Source organism: Aeromonas sp. 25-248 (genome assembly GCF_053005425.1).
Genome location: NZ_JBRKTB010000002.1, coordinates 1 through 15,791, shown reverse-complemented (window position 1 = coordinate 15,791; position 15,791 = coordinate 1). Strand labels below are relative to the sequence as shown.

The following is a 15,791-nucleotide window of genomic DNA, read 5'->3' as shown; positions in this document are numbered from 1 at the left end:
CGGAATTATTGCTCCGGCAGATTGAGATCCAGTTTGGGGGTTGCTGGCGTCTCTTCAAGTTGCGCCTTCTGCGCCGCCATCGCCTTGTGCAGGGTGCGGCGCTTTTGCAGCAGAATGAAACCACCGGCCCCCAGCAAGAGCAGCAACACGCCACCTCCCCCCAGCGCCCAGGGCAGCCAGACCGGACTCTCCCGCTCCTCGAACCGGTCGGGGGTGGCGGCGGATGCGGGCATGGCCGCAGAGGGTGCGGGAGGGGGGGGAGGCGGTGCTATGGTGAACGACTTGGCCGGCAATTGCAGTTGCACCTCGCGACCGAGCCGGGTTGTTCCAAAGAGGGTGGCCTCCACCTTGTACTGCCCTGCCGCCTTGAGGGCGGAGAGATCCACGCCAAAACGCGGCGCTGTCGCCACCTCGTTGAACGTCATGCTACTGCCCCCGCCGTCAATGGCCTTGCCCTGGATGACCACGGAGGCGGGATCCAGTTCATCCACATCGATGACCAGGGAGAGCTTGGCTCCCCCCTCCCCGGAGGGGGGATTCAGGGAATAGCTGACCGGCCAGGGGTAGAGCAGCACCTGCTGTGACTGGGCTCGTGAGAAGACCTCATTGCCGGTGCTGAAGAGGGCTCGGTATTTTCCCGCAGGGACGTCCAGTACCGCCTCGGCGGTCAAGATACCGTCCCCCGGCACTTCGTCCACCCCCTTGCCATCATCCATGTAGCGTCCCAGGGTCTCCTCGAACACGGGATCGCCGCTCTGGCTGGCATCGTTGAACTGCTGCAGCTTGACGGTCATGCCCAGATCGGTGAGGTAGTAACCCGCCCCAGGCGCCGCGCCATCGATCAGCAGACGGGATTGCAGTTTGACCCGCTCACCCTGATAGAGGCGGGCCGGCAGCGGCTCGCTCTCGACCTGGATGTCGGTGAGCAGGCGCACCCGATTGTCGGGGTCCACCTCCCCGATCGCCTGCCAGGGGCCGGGCATGGGGTCGCGGATGGTGATGAGATCCTGATCCTTGAGGGGCAACCAGCCCACGTCGGGCGGCTTGACCTTGCCCACATAGAGCTTGCTGCCATCGGGTCGCACCAGGATCACCGAGGGCGTCCCCGGCTTGCGCTTGATGATGAAGGTGATCTCCTTCACGCCGTAATCGATGCGAAAGCGGTTGTCGAGCAGAGGAATGTCGGAAGGCGCAAACACCTCGTTGGCCGCGGCCGGGAGGGAGGCCAGCAGCAGCAGCCCCCAAAGCGATCTCATTGCCGCCACAGGCAGGCACCTCCTTTTTTCTGTACCAGATCCAGCCTCGCTTCATGGACAGCCGCCACCTCGTCGCTCGCGCGCACCACCCTGAGCGGCGGGCGATTGCTCTCCAGACGACGAATGCCGGTATCCTGGCTGGTCTCGCTCTCGCTGGTTTCACTCGCCAGATTGAGTTTGGTCTGGCCACCCGTCATCAGGAGGTAGACGTCCGCCAGGATCTCCGCATCGAGCAAGGCGCCGTGCAGGGTACGGTGAGAGTTGTCGATGCCGTAGCGATCGCACAACACGTCCAGGTTGTTGCGCTTGCCCGGGAAGAGATCCCGCGCCATTGCCAGGGTATCCGTGATGCCGCAGATATCCGCCGTTTTGAAGTTCAGACCGAGCTTGCTGAACTCATAGTCCATGAAGCTCACGTCAAAGGGGGCGTTGTGGGCGATGAGCTCGGCGCCGCGAATGAACTCGATGAAATCGTCCGCTATCTGGCTAAAAGAGGGCTTGTCCGCCAGGAAGGCATCCGTGATGCCGTGCACGGCAATAGCCTCGGGATCCACCAGCCGATCCGGCTTGATGTAGACGTGGAAATGGTTGCCGGTGAGTTTGCGGTTGATCACCTCCACACAGCCGATCTCGATGATGCGGTGCCCAAGATAAACGGGGCCGCCCGCGGTGTTCATGCCGGTGGTTTCGGTATCCAGAATGATCTGGCGATTCAGTTGGGGTGTGCTCATGATCAAATCCATGTCAAACTTCGGTTTTACTCGCTAGTTTACCCCAAGCCTCTCGCTAAAACAGATTGATTGCTCATGTTGAAACAGATTGATTTATTCACGGATGGCTCCTGCTTAGGCAACCCGGGCCCCGGCGGCTATGGTGCCGTCATGGTCTATGGCAAGCATCGCAAGGAGATCTCCGCAGGTTTTCGATTGACCACCAATAACCGGATGGAGCTGATGGCTGCCATCATGGGGCTGCGGACCCTGAACGAACCCTGCCAGGTGCGGCTCACCACCGACAGCCAGTATGTGCGCCAGGGGATCACCCAATGGATCATCGGCTGGAAAAAGAAGGGCTGGATGACCGCCAACCGTCAGCCGGTCAAGAACGTCGATCTCTGGCAGGCCCTGGATGCGGAAGTGGCCCGTCACCAGATCGAATGGCTCTGGGTGAAAGGACACTCGGGCCACCCGGAAAACGAACGCTGTGACGAGCTGGCCCGTGAGGCCGCCAGCGGCAAGCAGCTTGCCGAAGACAGCGGCTACCAGCCCTGATGCCCGCTAGCCGCCCTGGCGCGCCATGCCTGGCGCGGCCATCGACTCCGGCAGCCGCCAGCGGCGACGTACCGGTGTCACGGGGAAACGCCGCTTGCGGGCGGCAATCACGTAAACAGACGCCAGGGAGCGGCAATAGTCCCGCCCCAGACTCTCCCGCCACCAGCCGATCTTGCTCTGCCTACCCATGAAGGAGAAACCGAACCGCTCGTCGAACATCACCTCGCAGCCGAGCAGTTGCAGCCAGTCGGTCACCCGTGCGGGCGTGAACATGCGGGCAGACCAGGGCAGATGCCGCCGCATGAAGGGCAGATAGTGACCCAGCCCCACCAGGCTGAGCGGGTTGTAACCGCTGACAATGAGCCAGCCATCGTCGGTCAGCACCCGTTCTGCCTCCCGCAGCACCTGATGAGGATCCGGCGAGAAATCGAGGCAGTGAGCCAGCAGGCAGGCATCCACGCTCCCCGATCGCACCGGCAAGGAGAGCGGATCCCCCTGGATGTCCAGCAGCCGTCCGCCGGGGGCGACACCGATTTGATGACGAATGGTGGAACAGCCGCAGGAGAGTTCGGCGCTCAGGGCTCCTATCTTGAGCAAGTGATAGCCAAAGAGGTGAGGGCACCAGTTGTCGAGGCGCTCCTGAAGCTCGGCGGCCACCCAGTCCCCCATGGGCAGTGCGGACCAACTGGTCGGAAGCGCGATCTGTTGTTCGGTACGTGCCAGTTGCATAATGGGACCAACTCGGGGGCGAATGCCATCCAGTTATATAAGATCCCTTCCTTAAAGAGAACACAAGAGACCTCGCCCCATGTATACCGTCATCACAGTTCCCGCCTTCAGCGACAACTACATCTGGTTGATCCGTCATGAAAATCACTGCCTGGTCGTCGATCCGGGAGAGGCCGCTCCCGTGCTGGAACGGCTGGCTGCGCTGGATCTGGTGCTGGATGCCATCCTCCTGACCCATCACCACCGCGATCACGTCGGGGGCGTATCCGAGTTGCTGCAACACTTCCCCCACGCTCGTCTCTATGGCCCCAAGCATGACCCCATGCCGGACCATCACGGCCAATGGCTCGACGACGGGGATCAGATCAACTGGCATGGCCTGAGTCTGGATGTCCTCCATGTACCCGGTCATACCTTGGGGCACATCGCCTATTACGGCCAGGGCATGCTGTTTTGTGGCGATACCCTCTTCAGCGCCGGTTGCGGCCGTCTGTTCGAAGGTACCCCGGCACAGATGCACACTTCCCTGCAACGGCTCGCGGCATTGCCCGATGAGACCCTCCTTTATTGTGCCCATGAATACACGCTCTCCAACCTGCGTTTCGCCCATGCGGTCGAGCCCGACAACCTGGCGATCCAGCGGCAGATCGGCGTGATCAGCAAACTGCGTCAGCAGGGCCTCCCGAGTCTCCCCTCCCGGCTGGGAGATGAGCAGAATTTCAATGTTTTTCTGCGCTGCGAGCAGGACTCGGTAAAATTTTCTGCTGAGAAATACGCCCTTAAATGCTTGGAAAATCCAGAGGATACCTTCGCTGTTCTGCGGGCCTGGAAGGACGTTTTTTGAACAAACCTTGATCAGGGGGGCATTGCCCCTTATGATGCGAGCTGTTTTTCCACAGATGACCTGAGCGAGATGAAGCTACGAACGGCCTTATTGGCAGCGCTGTTTCTCAGCGGCTGTCAAAACCTGAGCCATCAGGATGACCGGGCGGTAACGGCAATCGAGCCGATCAAATCCCCCCAAGTCAGCAAGAAAACGTACAAAAAACACTCTTCGCGGATGCTGTTCGGCGACGAACAGATAGAAGAGCTGGATGACACTGATAACCTGTGGGTGCGTATCAGCGATGATATGCAGCTGGACTCGCACGATAATGCCCGGGTTCGCCAACAGCGTGATTGGTTGTTGCGCAATGATAAGCATATGGCGACCATTGCCAGCCGGGCTGAGCCCTACCTGTATCTGATGGTAGAGGAAATCGAACGGCGTGAGCTGCCAATGGAGCTTATTACCATCCCCATGATCGAGAGCATGTTCGATCCCAATGCCCGCTCCCGCAGCAATGCGGTCGGTCTTTGGCAGTTCGTTCCTGCAACCGGCAAGAATTTCGGCCTGCGCCACGACAACTGGTACGACGGTCGACGCGATGTCCTTGCATCCACCAATGCCGCACTGGATTACCTGGAGTACCTGAACCGGTTCTTCGACGGTGACTGGCTGCAGACCCTGGCCGCTTACAATGCCGGTGAAGGTCGGGTGCGCAACGCCATCACCCGCAACGAACGGGCTGGTCGTCCGACCGACTACTGGTCGCTGGACCTGCCCCGCGAAACCCGGATGTATGTGCCCAAGATCCTGGCCATGGCCGACATGATCCGCAATGCGGACAAATACAATGTCACCCTACCGGTGCTGGCCAACAAGCCGCAATTGCGAACCATCAATACCGGTGGTCAGATTGATTTGAACGTGGCCGCCCAGCTGGCTGGCGTTTCCGCCTCCCAGCTCAAGGCGCTCAATCCTGCGCTCAAGCGTGGCATGACCTCGCCGCAGGGCCCTTACAACCTGCTGGTCCCCGTCGAGTACGCCGACACCCTGGAGCTGGCCCTGGCCGATCTGCCCCAGCGTGAACGTACCCGTGGTGTGCGCTCCTATCAGGTCACCAGTGGTGATACGCTGTCACGGATCGCCCAGAATCACGGGGTGACCGTGCAACAGCTCAAGCTGGCCAACAACATGCGCGGCAACAACCTGCGCCGTGGCCAGAGCCTGATCATCCCCAATGGTGGGCGCGCAACCCAGGTTGCCCAGAGCAAGCCGCAGCAGCTCGCCAGCCGCAGTGGTGGCAAGGTGAACTATCAGGTGCGCTCCGGTGACAACCTGTGGAGCATCAGCCAGGCACACGGGGTCACCCACGCCGACCTGGCCAAGTGGAACGGCCTGAACGCCAAGTCGGCCCTCAAGCCTGGCATGAAGCTGGTGGTCTGGCCCAAGCAGGGCAAGAGCAGCAACAAGTCCATGGTCTATCAGGTGCGCCGCGGTGATTCCCTCTCCTCCATCGCAGCCCGCTTCCAGGTCGCCGTCAACGATGTGATGCGCTGGAACCAGCTCGGCAAGAGTGACTATCTCAAGCCGGGTCAGGAGTTGACTCTGTTCGTGAAGAACAACAGCTGATCGCTCGTCGCAATCCAAAAAATACCCCGCTTGATGCGGGGTATTTTTTTGTCTGCATGAACCAGCGGCTACGCCGCTCTCCCCTGAGGGATGACTCAGGGAGTGATGGCCTGGGCCGCAAAGCGCGCCAGAATGGGGTTGTGGTCAGAGGCATCGGTAGCCGGTGAACTCACCTCCACCAGATCCAGATTGCGATAGTAGAGGTGATCCAGCGGGCGGCCAAAAGCGGTGCGACGCAGATCAGGCACAGGTATGGCCTCCTGCAGGCCAAGCTCGCCCACCAGCTTGTTCAACCAGAACGCGCGCTTGTCGCTCCAGGTGTTGAAATCGCCGCCCAGGATGACCGGCCCCTGGTGGCGATGGATCAATGCAGTCAGATCGTTGAGCTGCTCGCGGAAGGTCGCCATGCCCAGTTCGAAATTGACCGCGTGGAGATTCACCACCAGCACGCCGTCAGGATCCCCTTGCAAGGGATAGAGACTGACCAGACCTGACTTGGGGATACGCAGCAGGGGTTCGGGGGAACGGACGCCACAAACAAACGCCTGCGGCGTTTTCGCCACCGTCATCACGCCAAAGGAGACACCTCCCTGGGTGAAGGCCTGCAACTGCTGCCACTGGAAATCGCCTCTCTTCAGCCAGTCCAGCATCTCGGGCCGGGTCGCCGACTCTTGCAGCAGCACCAGATCCTGGGACTTGGCATACTCATCCAGCCCTTCCCGCCAGTTCTTGCGTTGTCCCTTGTAGAGGTTCCAGACGGTGATGCCAAACTCCCTCGGCAAGGCCGTGGAGGCGAGCGCCACCAGAGGTGGTCTGTCACAGCTTGCGCCAGGTATGATACCTGCCGCAGTCACCAGATGATCTTGATCCGGCACCTCGAAGCAACCGACCAGCCCCAATGTCAGCAGGGACGTTCCCAGAATCCGATAACTATTTTTCATTGGCTAACAATCACCTGCCTCTGCAAGACGACATGGCCCTCACACAGGCCACGGTCGCCGACTAGTCTCATTATTCGTGTCCGGCCCGACTCATCCAGAAGGAGTTCAACGATGGCGAGACAGCACCAGTACCGCGTGACATTTTACGATCAACAGGGAACCTGTCATCAAGTGGAGCTTTCCACCGTCTATCAAATCAGGCGGGATCCCCAATGTGATCTCTGTCTGTTCGACACCCGGCAGTGCGTGGGGTCGGAAGAGATGCTGGAGCGCATGATACGGCAAAAAACCGGGCTTGAGCAGGAAATATCCATCATCAATGCCCGGCTCATCTGAGCAGACTCAGACCGGGACGGGGCGGGATTTGCCCTGATCGTCGATGGCCACATAGGTGAAGACGCCCTCGGTCACGCAGTACCGCTGGGCTTCGTTCTCCCGCAATACCGGCTTGACCCAGACCTCCAGTTTGAGTCGCATGGAGCTGCGACCAATCTTGAGGCAGCGACCGTAACAGCACACCACGTCACCCACCTTGACCGGGCTGTGGAAGGTCATCCCCTCCACCGAGACGGTACAGATGCGCCCTTTTGCCAGCTCCTTGGCCATGATGCCCCCACCTATATCCATCTGGGACATGATCCACCCGCCGAAGATATCGCCATTGGGGTTGGTATCGGCTGGCATTGCCAGGGTTCTCAGCAACAGCTCCCCATCGGGGTGGCGCTTGGTCTCTTCCATCATTACCGCTCTCTTTATCATGGATGGCGGCATGATAGGGGGCGATCCCCCCCTTGGCAAACCTCAATTGTCCCGGAGCGCGCGCCGTATCTGGTTTGCACGCCAGATGACCGACTCCGGGGCCCGGATGGCGACGACCCGTTCAGCCCTTCAAGGCCGCCCCGTCCGCAAACCAGTGGGCCGGATCCGGCCAGCGATAGACGAAACCAAGCTGCTGGCAGATGCGCTGACCTTCGATGGGAGCAAACTCCCCCGCCGGCTCGACAAACTGAGGCGGCACCAGCCCGAGCAAGCGGCTCGCGAAGGGGTAGAGCTGCTCCCGGCGCGGGTGGACGGGGGCGCTCAGATTGTAGGCATCCCCATCCTGCCCCCGGGCCAGCATCAGCTCACAGGCGGCCACCACGTCGTCCAGATGCACCAGGTTCACAGCCTGGCCTCCCCCGGCCAGCGTCTTGCTCGCCAGAAAACGGCCAGGGTGACGGTCAGGACCATAGAGTCCGGCCGGGCGCAAGATCATGGCGCAGTCAACATGCCCTTCCAGTACGGCCAGCTCGGCCGCCCGCATCCGCGAGCCTCTGTCATGAGCTGGAGCGGGCGTATCATCCTCCCCCTGTCCGGCCCCCCAGACCGAAGTCGCGCTGATAAACAGAACCCTCTGAACACCCGCCGCCCTCGCCTGTCGGCACAGGCTGGCCACGGACGCCGGGTAATCCCCGGTCTTGCTGGGGGGCACGCAGATCACCAGGTCATGACAGCGAAAAGGCAGTGATCCCATGTCAGGGGTAAGCAACAGCGGCCAGGCGGCAATACCCTCCCCCCGCAGCCGTTCAGCCTTTTCGGCCGTACTGACCGTCACCGCGACAGATTGCCCCTGCTCTTGCAATGCCCTGGCCAGGGGCAACCCCAGCCAGCCGGCGCCCACGATACCCGTCTGATACTCAAATTCGTTCGTCATACCCGGATCCTGACAAAAAAAAACGGCCATCCAATGATGACCGTCGAAAGTAACGAAGGAAATAGCCGGATTAACCGGTTACCTCCCACAGCGGGAAAATCGGGAGCGCACGCTCCTAATTCGTGGGCCTATCCTAGTGGCAGCGCAGGTAAAAAGCTTTGAAGCGGATCACAGTTGAAAAGGATTTCTGAAAGCGCTTTCACTGTTTTGCAAAAAAGTCGACCCGCACGGGGCCAACTTCATGACTCAGGCCACAGATTCCCGCCGTACCAGTTCGGCTTCGAATTTGAGCGCCAATCCCTCTACCGGCTTGTGATCCAGCAGCCTCAGGGCCAGCTCAGCGGCCCGCTCTCCCATCTCCTCGATGGGGTAACGTACCGTGGTGAGCTTGGGATAGATGTATCGGGCATAGGGGATGTCATCAAAACCAACCACAGAGACCTGCTGGGGGATTTTGTAACCCCGCTCCAGCAGACAGGAGATGGCCCCCGCCACCATGGCATCGTTGAAACCCAGCACAGCGCTGAACTCGACGCCGCGCGCCAGCAGCTCGCTCATGGCCACATAGCCACCTTTTTCATCGGCATAGGCACGGCCGATGAGGGCAGGATCCAGCTCGATACCTGCCCGTTGCAGGGCGAAGCGATAGCCGGCCATCCGCTGCTGACCATCCACAAACTCCTCGTCATCGGAGGTGACGAAGGCAATCTTGCGATGTCCCGCGTCCAGCAGATGCTGGCAAGCCGTGGTGATGCCGGCCTGGTTGTCCAGCCAGACGCAGCGATCCTCGCAGCCTGGCACCTGACGGTTGATGAAGACGATGGGGGTCGTGCCCGACGCCAGCTCGCTGAGCTCTTCGTCAGGCAGCGCCTTGCTGTGCAGGATCAGGGCATCGCACTGGCGCTGCAGCAGCGCCTGGATGGCGTGCCGCTCACGGGTCGCGTCGTGGTTTCCGGACACCACGATGGTGAACTTGTTCGCCTTGTCGACCATGCTTTCGATGCCGCGCATCATCTGGGCGAAGAAGGGGCCGCCACACAGATCCCCCACCAGCACACCGATACAGTTGGAGCGTTTGCTCACCAGGGCCTGGGCGAAGCTGTTTGGACGAAAGCTGAGCTCCTTCATGGCCGCGAGGACAGCCTCGCGCTTCTCGGGCGCCACCTGCGCCGTGTTGTTGATCACTCGAGACACTGTCGAAATGGAGACATTCGCCAGCTGAGACACATCTTTGATCGTTGCCACTCTCGATTCCTTTGTTGGAAAAGCCTGTCAGTGATGATCGGGCATTGTATCGAACCTGACAGACCAAGACGCGGCGCCCGATCACCTGGCAGGTTTCCTTTTGTAACAAAGCTTAAGGGATGATAACCATTCTGGGGCAAGAATGGGAGGCAGCCGCGACAACGACTGCCCCCGAACTCAATAGGCGTGATTCAGCTCGCGTTCCGACATGAAACGCAAGGGCTGCTGCAGCTTGTGTTGATAGATGAGATCGAAAGAGAGCACGTTCTGGACATAGTTGCGCGTCTCCCGATAGGGGATGCTCTCCACCCAGACATCCATCGGCTTGTTGTCGCTCTGCTCGCGCCAGCGCTTGACCCGGCCAGGACCCGCATTGTAGGCCGCCGCCGCCAGGATCCGGTTGCCGTCATACACATCCAGCAGGCGCTTGAGGTAGGCGCTGCCAAGACGAATGTTCATGGCCGGGTCGAACAGTTGCTGCTCGTTGCGATAGGGCACCCCAAGCTTGCCGGCCGTCTCTTTCGCGGTGGCAGGCATCAGCTGCATCAACCCCCTCGCCCCGACTGGTGACTGGGCCAGGGGATAGAGTGCGCTCTCCTGACGGGAGATGGCGTAGAGCAGACTGGTGTTCATGGTGCGCTCTTGTGCCATCTGGGAGAAGGTGCGCTTGAGGGGCAGTGGGAAGCGCAGGTCCAGCGCATCCCAGGCCTCGGCACGGATGCTGGAGAGGATCGCCAGCTCGTGCCAGCCCTGGTTGAGGGCGATGTGGCCAAACTCCAGGCGCTGGGCCACGCTGTTGCGATCCATGTTGTGGATCCACTCAGAGCGGGCCGCCGTGATCTCGTTCATCGCCAGCAGCTCACGCACCCGCAGCAGGAAGGGCCAGCGGCGGCTGGCACTTTGCCAGTCCGGCACCTTGTGCGCCACGCTCTGGTTCTTCATGCGATAGGGCACACCGGTGCGCTGGGCCGCCATGAAGCCGTAGAAGCCGCGCAGGCTCGCAGTCTCGAGATAGAGGTCCCGCGCCGGTTTCTGCCGCCCCTGTTTCTCCAGCGAGCGCGCCATCCAGTATCGCCAGCGATCCTCTTTTTGCAGCCCCATGGGCATCCGCTTGACCCAGCCTTCGAGGCCGCGCCAATCCTGCTCCCAGATGGCAAGACGGGCCCGCAGCTCCACCAGCTCCGGCTCCTTGAGCCGCATCAGGGCTGTATCCAGCCAGGCGCGCTGGTCAGAAGAGCGGTCCAGCAACAGGCGGCGGGCGGCCGCCTTCTCCACCCGATTCACCTCGGCATGGTTCAGGCCGAAGCGACGGGCCATCTCCCCCAGTTGGCGCAGAACCGCGTCGGGCTCCTGGTTGGCGTAGCGGGCCAGCCCCAGGGAGAGCAGATGCCGCGACGGGGGCGCCGCCGTGAAGTTGGCCGGATTCATCGCCCGCACGGGTTGGTCATACAGGGCGATCATCTGATCGCCATACCCCTTCATGCCGCTGCCGAGCTGGGCACCGAGGTGGCGAATGAGGTTGGGGTTCTGGGCCTCGAAAGCCAGGTTCATGCGCTCCCAGATCTTCTCCTGAGTACGCAGACCCGCCTGCTGCCAGAGCTGGAACAGGGGATCGCAGGCATCGGGCCTGGATTGACCGCTCAACCAGAGCTTGCCTGCCTCCTGCAGGGCTTCACTTTTGTGCCCCGTGTAGTAGCGGGCCTGATAGTGCTGACAGAGCAGATCGGTGGAGCTTGGCTTGGCCGGATAGAAGCGCAGGAACTGGGACCACTGCTGGCTCTGGGCAAGATAGGTGAGATAGCTGCGCTCGAGCCGGTTGGACTGGGGGGTGTCCCCGTGCTGGCGGATGAAGCGGGTCACATCGTTGTAGTCTGCCGCCCCGGGACGGAACGCAAGCTGGTAGTAATCCAGATAGGGCAACAGAGGATAGTGGATCAGGCGTGCCCGAAGCTGGCTGAATTTGACCTGATCATTGGCACGCACGGCCTCATGGGCCTGGCGATAGAGAGACTGCTCCATGGTTTGCGCAAAGGCGGGTGCCACTAGCCCTGGCACGCACAGCGCCGAAAAGATGATTCCCTGCACGGCTTTCACGAAAGGTATTCTCCCTTGAGAGGCATAACCACCGCCCGCTGGCGGTGGTGAGATACCTTCATTCTACCCGTTAAATATGGGCGCTACGCCACACTATTTTTATCGGTGCAGACGGGGCGATCACCGCGTACCTGGCGGCTGACATAGCGTTCAAGGTAGGGAACAGGGAGCGGCTTGGAGGCGAGGTATCCCTGGAAGAAATGGCAGCCCTGCGCCTGCAGAAACTCCAGTTGCTGGCGGGACTCCACTCCCTCCGCCGTCACGTTGAACCCCATGTGGCGGGCCATGGCGATCACGGCCTCGACGATGGCCATGTTGTCACCATCCTTCGGAATGTCCTGGATGAAAGAGCGGTCGATCTTGAGCTCGTCAGCCGGCAGCCGCTTGAGGTAGCTCAGGGAAGAGTACCCCGCCCCGAAGTCGTCGATGGCAAAGCTGATGCCCAGGGTCTTGAGTTCCGCCATCTTGCTGATGGTGTCTTCCGCATGACCCAGCACCACCGACTCGGTGATCTCCAGGTTGAGGCAGGCGGGATCCATGCCGGTGGCAGCCAGCACGTCGTGAATGCGATCGACGAAGTCGGGAGCATGGAACTGTTTGGCGCTCACGTTGACCGACAGCTGGGGGACGTGGATCCCGTTCTCCTCCCAGGAGACGTACTGGGTACAGGCTTCGTGCAATACCCAGTTGCCGATGTCGACAATGAGATCCGTCTCCTCGGCAATGGGGATGAACTCGGCAGGCGACACCAGGGCACGCCCGGGGGGTTGCCAGCGGATCAGTGCCTCGACACCGATGATCTCCCCCCCCGCCACCATGTGCTGGGGCTGGTAGTGGAGAGTCAGCTCCCCATTGTCGAGGGCACTGCGCAGCTCGTTGTGAATGTGCAGACGCCGGTCGGCCTGCAACTGCATGGAGGCATCGAAGAAGCGCCGGGTCTTGCGGCCCGCCGATTTCGCCTGATACATGGCGGTGTCAGCCTGCTTGAGCAGATCCCCCGCCTCCTGCTCCCGACCGGGGAAGAGGGTGATGCCGACACTGGCGCCGATGTGCAGCACCTGGCCTCTGAAATCATAGGGGGCGGCGATCTCCCCGATGAGCCGCTCCGCGATGAGGTCGGCCTGCATCTCCGCCTGGGGCGGGCTGATGGAGAGCGCTGGCAGCAACAACACGAACTCGTCGCCGCCGAGACGGGCCAGACAATCCCCCTGGCGCACCAGCCGCTTGAGACGGCTGGCCACCTCCTTGAGCAGCCAGTCGCCGGTGGCGTGACCCAGGGAATCATTGATGGTCTTGAAGTGGTCGAGATCGATGAACAGCAGGGCCCCGATGAGGTGACTGCGATTTGCATCGGTGAACGCCTGGGTCAGGGTTTCGTGCAGCTGACGGCGATTGGGCAGACCGGTCAGCTCGTCATAGAAGGCGAGATCCTGGATGCGGCGCTCCGCCGCCTTGCGCTCTGAAATATCCTCGAAGAAGATGACATAGTGGCTGATCCCCCCCTTTTCATCCTGCACCGGCGTGACGATCTCCCACTGGGGATAGGCGTGACCGTCGGCGTGCAGGCGCAGGGTTTCCCCCTGCCAGCGATCCAGGGCGTTGAGCTCGTAACCCAACCCTCCCAGCCCCGACCAGAGATCGTTGCCAAGGTGCAGACCAATCACCCCCTGGTTGTCAAAGCCGGTGATCTGGCTGAAGGCGTAATTGACCCGCAGGATCTTGAACTCGGGATCCGTGATGATGATCCCTTCGTGAGTTTCAAAGGCCACCGCAGACAGCCGCATCAGGGCATCGCTCTGCAGGCGCTCCAGCTCGGCCACCATGCGCACCGAGAAGATGGTCAGGACGGAGTCCAGATCCGTGGTCCGGGTCTGGCTCGGGAACAGCAGGGCGAGATGGCCCAGGATCTGACCGTTGCGATCGAGCAGCGGCTGGGCGTAATAGTGCTGGCCCGGGGGCAGGTCGGGATACCCGGTCAGGGGTTCACTCACGGGGACCGCGCAGGAGGCCCCCTGGCGATAGAGCTGCTGGCAGGGCATGTCACAGAGGGCATACTCCTTGACGTCGATGCCGTGGCTCGCCAGCACCCTGAGCCTGTCGAGACCGACCCGCTCCGTCAGCCAGACGGCAGTGGCTCCCAGGATATGGGCCAGCTCGTTGACCAGGGTCTGGCAAAAATCGAGCCCCGTCTTAGCGGAGAGCGCCTGCGCCAGCTTGGCCAGCAAGGGGGCTTGTAACATGGGAAGCGGCGGTGTCACGCCTGCGGGGGAGTCGGCGCGATCCATCTCGCGATGCATCATTTCGAGGGGGGCAAGCCAGCCACAACAGAGCCCCTGTGCAGGCACATACTGACCGTACCAGAGCGCGTGGTGTACCTTGCCGTCCTCATCGCGTAGGTGACCGATGAACTGGCCAGGCTGGCCGGAATCGTGGAGTCTTGCAAGAAAATCGGCGAAACCCGCTTCATCTTCCCGCTCAAGTTGGGTGGCCCAGGGGTGGGCTCCCTCCCCTGCCCAGGGTTCACAAGAGACATGATCAGACAGGCTCCATTGCCCATGCTGCCGATCATAAAACCACATCATCTGGGTGGCTTGCTGCTTCATCTACGACTCCAACCACTACAACCACGTTATCCACCCCGACTCCTGCAGAAAAGCATATCCGTTTGCGCGCATATCTCCACCGGCGCATGGCAATGATTTTGCGATGCGATGAGGCGATGTGGGTGGAGAAAATTCGAGACTATGCGGCAAAAACCAAACATCGGGTCGACACAAGGCGCTGCCGAGGGGGGACAGAAACGATCCTATTTGCTGATACTGCCTGCCTGTTTCACTGAGCTCAAGCGGTTTTTGGCATGAAACGGGAAAAGCTCACAATTTATGGACAGCGGGATTCCCAAGGGGATTTTTCGTGACGCAGATCACATTTTGATTTGGCGACATGGGTAATCTGGAGGTGAAGACACAAGCAAGACGACCCGAAGGGGGCCATTATGAAAATCGAAATGACCAGTAAAATCATCGACATCACCCCAGCCATCCGCGAGCGCATTGAATCCCGTTTTGAAAAGCTCGAGCGTCTTCAGGTGCCTCTTATCACACCCCATGTGATCATCTCCAAAGAGCGTTTGATGTATATCGTCGAAGCCACTATCGGCATTCCCAACGGCAAACTGTTTGCGCAGGCAGAGCACGAGGATCTCTATGCCGCCATCACGGACCTGGGCCAGAAGCTGGAACGCCAGCTCAACCGTCACACGGAAAAACCCATCGCCCGTCGTGCCGCCGGCAAGGAAGTGCCCCAACCGGACGAAGCAGACGCCTGACAAGGTTCACCACTCATAAAGCAAAAGGCGGGTTATCCCGCCTTTTTGCATTCTACCGTGCCGTCACCCCAGCCAGCACAGCCTGGCATCCACCCCTTGCGCAAGCTCATCGAGCAGCGGCAGCATCATCAGCGGAGCCTCCTCCCTGGGGTCAGCGCCCATAGGTCGGGCCTGCCATCGCTCACGACCCAGTGCCGAGAGGTTGTCGTACACCGCGGGATCCAGCGCGGGCGTTCGGCTCACCAGTGGCGGGGAGCGCAGCGCCAGCCAGAGTCTCACATCCGTCATGCACCCGCCCTGTTGCAGACGCTCGTTGAGGCTGGTGGCATCGCTCTCTTCCACCCCGCCTTGCAGGGACGCCCGGGGCATCAGACCGAAACGGGAGCGCCAATCCAGCTCACCCGACGCAGGCTTGGGCGGGGCATCAAACCAGGGCTGCTCTTCCACTGCATCAGTCAGCAGCGCCAGATGCAGCCTGAAGTCGGCACGGTCCCCCGCACGGAGATCCTGGTTGAGCCGTTGGCCCAACTGGGCCTCATCCACGAGCAAGCGGTCACGAATCGCACTGGGCAGCATGAGATAAATCTTGGAAATGAAGGTTTCATTGCTTATCGGCCATCAACCCGATCCTTTAAGCATTAAAAATCCCGGCAGAGGGGTTCACAAGCGCGACAGATCTGTTAGTATGCGCCTCGCACTTGGGGAGGGGTTCCCGAGCGGCCAAAGGGATCAGACTGTAAATCTGACGGCTCTGCCTTCGAAGGTTCGAATCCTTCTCC

General features: G+C 60.9%; 16 protein-coding genes. 5 read left to right on the top strand and 11 right to left on the bottom strand.

The window, feature by feature from the left end:
• Window positions 1-5: 5 nt before the first annotated feature.
• Together ACVDHI_RS03465 and dnaQ are read right to left on the bottom strand one after the other, a co-directional pair.
• A complete protein-coding gene (locus ACVDHI_RS03465) occupies window positions 6-1,256 on the bottom strand; it encodes a TIGR03503 family protein (RefSeq protein ID WP_042865207.1) in 1,251 nt (416 codons plus the stop codon).
• Window positions 1,253-1,987: a DNA polymerase III subunit epsilon gene (dnaQ, locus tag ACVDHI_RS03460; RefSeq protein WP_041212726.1), complete on the bottom strand. Its 735-nt coding sequence runs from the start codon at window positions 1,985-1,987 to the stop codon at window positions 1,253-1,255. Before dnaQ ends, ACVDHI_RS03465 begins: the two co-directional genes overlap by 4 nt.
• A gap of 75 nt (window positions 1,988-2,062) precedes the next feature.
• Here dnaQ and rnhA point away from each other — a divergent pair, with 75 nt between their 5' ends.
• Window positions 2,063-2,527, top strand: a complete 465-nt coding sequence (gene rnhA / locus ACVDHI_RS03455) for a ribonuclease HI (protein ID WP_010674138.1) — start codon at window positions 2,063-2,065, stop codon at window positions 2,525-2,527.
• 6 nt (window positions 2,528-2,533) lie between these two features.
• Here the strand turns inward: rnhA and ACVDHI_RS03450 are convergent, their stop codons facing one another.
• Complete coding sequence (locus ACVDHI_RS03450) at window positions 2,534-3,256, bottom strand: class I SAM-dependent methyltransferase (protein WP_324062390.1); 723 nt, start codon at window positions 3,254-3,256, stop codon at window positions 2,534-2,536.
• A 79-nt stretch (window positions 3,257-3,335) separates the two neighbouring features.
• On the opposite strand from ACVDHI_RS03450, the gene gloB reads away from it, so the two are divergent.
• On the top strand, window positions 3,336-4,100 hold the full coding sequence (gene gloB, locus ACVDHI_RS03445) for a hydroxyacylglutathione hydrolase (RefSeq protein ID WP_324062388.1): 765 nt from the start codon (window positions 3,336-3,338) through the stop codon (window positions 4,098-4,100).
• An 87-nt stretch (window positions 4,101-4,187) separates the two neighbouring features.
• Here gloB and ACVDHI_RS03440 read toward each other — a convergent pair whose 3' ends face one another.
• Window positions 4,188-4,460: a hypothetical protein gene (locus tag ACVDHI_RS03440; RefSeq protein ID WP_010674135.1), complete on the bottom strand. Its 273-nt coding sequence runs from the start codon at window positions 4,458-4,460 to the stop codon at window positions 4,188-4,190.
• Here ACVDHI_RS03440 and ACVDHI_RS03435 point away from each other — a divergent pair, their 5' ends adjacent.
• On the top strand, window positions 4,461-5,711 hold the full coding sequence (locus ACVDHI_RS03435) for a LysM peptidoglycan-binding domain-containing protein (RefSeq protein WP_010674134.1): 1,251 nt from the start codon (window positions 4,461-4,463) through the stop codon (window positions 5,709-5,711). It begins immediately after the preceding gene.
• A gap of 95 nt (window positions 5,712-5,806) precedes the next feature.
• Here the strand turns inward: ACVDHI_RS03435 and ACVDHI_RS03430 are convergent, their stop codons facing one another.
• Complete coding sequence (locus tag ACVDHI_RS03430; RefSeq protein ID WP_029314263.1) at window positions 5,807-6,652, bottom strand: endonuclease/exonuclease/phosphatase family protein; 846 nt, start codon at window positions 6,650-6,652, stop codon at window positions 5,807-5,809.
• Between the two features lie 111 nt (window positions 6,653-6,763).
• Between ACVDHI_RS03430 and ACVDHI_RS03425 the strand changes: the two genes are divergently transcribed.
• Window positions 6,764-6,988: a hypothetical protein gene (locus ACVDHI_RS03425; protein ID WP_010674132.1), complete on the top strand. Its 225-nt coding sequence runs from the start codon at window positions 6,764-6,766 to the stop codon at window positions 6,986-6,988.
• Between the two features lie 6 nt (window positions 6,989-6,994).
• Here ACVDHI_RS03425 and yciA read toward each other — a convergent pair whose 3' ends face one another.
• The 5 genes from yciA to ACVDHI_RS03400 form a co-directional block, all read right to left on the bottom strand.
• On the bottom strand, window positions 6,995-7,393 hold the full coding sequence (gene yciA, locus ACVDHI_RS03420; protein ID WP_029314261.1) for an acyl-CoA thioester hydrolase YciA: 399 nt from the start codon (window positions 7,391-7,393) through the stop codon (window positions 6,995-6,997).
• Window positions 7,394-7,532: 139 nt separating this feature from the next.
• Window positions 7,533-8,345: an NAD-dependent epimerase/dehydratase family protein gene (locus tag ACVDHI_RS03415; RefSeq protein WP_447211697.1), complete on the bottom strand. Its 813-nt coding sequence runs from the start codon at window positions 8,343-8,345 to the stop codon at window positions 7,533-7,535.
• Window positions 8,346-8,591: 246 nt separating this feature from the next.
• Window positions 8,592-9,590 (bottom strand): LacI family DNA-binding transcriptional regulator, encoded by a 999-nt coding sequence (locus ACVDHI_RS03410; RefSeq protein ID WP_039038828.1) that lies wholly within the window; start codon window positions 9,588-9,590, stop codon window positions 8,592-8,594.
• Window positions 9,591-9,767: 177 nt separating this feature from the next.
• Window positions 9,768-11,684 (bottom strand): transglycosylase SLT domain-containing protein, encoded by a 1,917-nt coding sequence (locus tag ACVDHI_RS03405; protein WP_324062384.1) that lies wholly within the window; start codon window positions 11,682-11,684, stop codon window positions 9,768-9,770.
• Window positions 11,685-11,767: 83 nt separating this feature from the next.
• Window positions 11,768-14,287 carry a bifunctional diguanylate cyclase/phosphodiesterase gene (locus ACVDHI_RS03400; RefSeq protein WP_103255252.1) on the bottom strand — a complete coding sequence of 840 codons (2,520 nt, stop codon included), beginning with the start codon at window positions 14,285-14,287 and terminating at the stop codon, window positions 11,768-11,770.
• 392 nt (window positions 14,288-14,679) lie between these two features.
• Here ACVDHI_RS03400 and hpf point away from each other — a divergent pair, with 392 nt between their 5' ends.
• Complete coding sequence (gene hpf / locus ACVDHI_RS03395; RefSeq protein WP_010674126.1) at window positions 14,680-15,012, top strand: ribosome hibernation-promoting factor, HPF/YfiA family; 333 nt, start codon at window positions 14,680-14,682, stop codon at window positions 15,010-15,012.
• A 63-nt stretch (window positions 15,013-15,075) separates the two neighbouring features.
• Here the strand turns inward: hpf and ACVDHI_RS03390 are convergent, their stop codons facing one another.
• A complete protein-coding gene (locus tag ACVDHI_RS03390) occupies window positions 15,076-15,588 on the bottom strand; it encodes a VC2046/SO_2500 family protein (protein WP_447211696.1) in 513 nt (170 codons plus the stop codon).
• Window positions 15,589-15,791 lie beyond the last annotated feature (203 nt).

What these genes read in the sequence shown, in the direction of transcription:
- ACVDHI_RS03440 (WP_010674135.1), bottom strand. Translation starts at nt 4,460, where the DNA reads ATGCTTATCATTGCGCAACAACCAATCACGCTGTTGGCGAACCCGGGC.
- hpf (WP_010674126.1), top strand. Translation starts at nt 14,680, where the DNA reads ATGAAAATCGAAATGACCAGTAAAATCATCGACATCACCCCAGCCATC.
- ACVDHI_RS03430 (WP_029314263.1), bottom strand. Translation starts at nt 6,652, where the DNA reads ATGAAAAATAGTTATCGGATTCTGGGAACGTCCCTGCTGACATTGGGG.
- ACVDHI_RS03400 (WP_103255252.1), bottom strand. Translation starts at nt 14,287, where the DNA reads ATGAAGCAGCAAGCCACCCAGATGATGTGGTTTTATGATCGGCAGCAT.
- yciA (WP_029314261.1), bottom strand. Translation starts at nt 7,393, where the DNA reads ATGATGGAAGAGACCAAGCGCCACCCCGATGGGGAGCTGTTGCTGAGA.
- ACVDHI_RS03435 (WP_010674134.1), top strand. Translation starts at nt 4,461, where the DNA reads ATGGCGACCATTGCCAGCCGGGCTGAGCCCTACCTGTATCTGATGGTA.
- ACVDHI_RS03425 (WP_010674132.1), top strand. Translation starts at nt 6,764, where the DNA reads ATGGCGAGACAGCACCAGTACCGCGTGACATTTTACGATCAACAGGGA.
- ACVDHI_RS03390 (WP_447211696.1), bottom strand. Translation starts at nt 15,588, where the DNA reads ATGCTGCCCAGTGCGATTCGTGACCGCTTGCTCGTGGATGAGGCCCAG.
- ACVDHI_RS03415 (WP_447211697.1), bottom strand. Translation starts at nt 8,345, where the DNA reads ATGACGAACGAATTTGAGTATCAGACGGGTATCGTGGGCGCCGGCTGG.
- rnhA (WP_010674138.1), top strand. Translation starts at nt 2,063, where the DNA reads ATGTTGAAACAGATTGATTTATTCACGGATGGCTCCTGCTTAGGCAAC.
- gloB (WP_324062388.1), top strand. Translation starts at nt 3,336, where the DNA reads ATGTATACCGTCATCACAGTTCCCGCCTTCAGCGACAACTACATCTGG.
- dnaQ (WP_041212726.1), bottom strand. Translation starts at nt 1,987, where the DNA reads ATGAGCACACCCCAACTGAATCGCCAGATCATTCTGGATACCGAAACC.
- ACVDHI_RS03465 (WP_042865207.1), bottom strand. Translation starts at nt 1,256, where the DNA reads ATGAGATCGCTTTGGGGGCTGCTGCTGCTGGCCTCCCTCCCGGCCGCG.
- ACVDHI_RS03450 (WP_324062390.1), bottom strand. Translation starts at nt 3,256, where the DNA reads ATGCAACTGGCACGTACCGAACAACAGATCGCGCTTCCGACCAGTTGG.